This is a genomic window from Cellulomonas sp. P4_A2, assembly GCF_056402515.1.
Genome location: NZ_JBFUHG010000047.1, coordinates 1 through 667, shown reverse-complemented (window position 1 = coordinate 667; position 667 = coordinate 1). Strand labels below are relative to the sequence as shown.

At 67.9% G+C, this 667-nt stretch carries 2 protein-coding genes; both read right to left on the bottom strand.

Annotated elements, in window-relative coordinates; translation table 11 throughout:
• Positions 1-173: DUF4262 domain-containing protein (locus AC1DUE_RS20000; RefSeq protein WP_477041159.1), on the bottom strand; the 173-nt coding region annotated here is incomplete at its 3' end.
• A 352-nt stretch (positions 174-525) separates the two neighbouring features.
• The gene (locus tag AC1DUE_RS19995; RefSeq protein WP_477041158.1) at positions 526-657 is read right to left on the bottom strand and encodes an FKBP-type peptidyl-prolyl cis-trans isomerase; all 132 of its coding nucleotides are present in this window, start codon (positions 655-657) and stop codon (positions 526-528) included.
• Between the last annotated feature and the right edge of the window lie 10 nt (positions 658-667).

The window sequence follows — 667 nt, the reverse complement described above, 5'->3', positions numbered from 1 at the left end:
GTGGCTGACTTCGCTCCGAGCCTGTTGAGTATGCGGTGCATGACGTGGACATCGAGCCCGAACATGGCGAGGTCAGGTCCGCCGTGAGTGTGCGAGAGGCCGATCGCGTAGGCGAATCCAGGACCGATCTCGTCCTCGGGAACCATCACGACGTGACATCCGTGCTGCTGCACATTCTCGATGATCGTCAGATCCGCGCGGTCCGGGACGAGGAGTCCCGGCTGCGATCGAGGGGCGGGACCCGGCGACCACGAGAAGTGGCAGCGTGAGGTCGCCGCGCGGATGATTCGTTCGCGGGGTTCATGGCCGCCGGCACCCCGGCCGTCGGCCAGCGGTCCGGGCTCAGGTTCAGGCCCGCAACCGAAGTGTCTGCCGTTTGTGGATCACGGCGCCGATGCGTGTTGTTGCCGGCGCGTGCCTCTGTCCGTGGCTGCGGGTGCAGGGTGCGCGGGTGTGGTGTCGCGGTCGGCCGGCAGGTGTTGCCCAGCCTTGGTTCCGGGCGGAGAGGCCGGGTAGCAGAAGGCCTCAGACTGCGACGGAGAGCAGGTCCACCACGAAGACGAGTGTCGAGCCCGCCGGGATCAACGGCGAGGGTGACTGGTTGCCGTAGCCGAGGCGCGGGGGAACGATGATCTCGCGCCGGCCGCCGACCTTCATCCCTCTGACC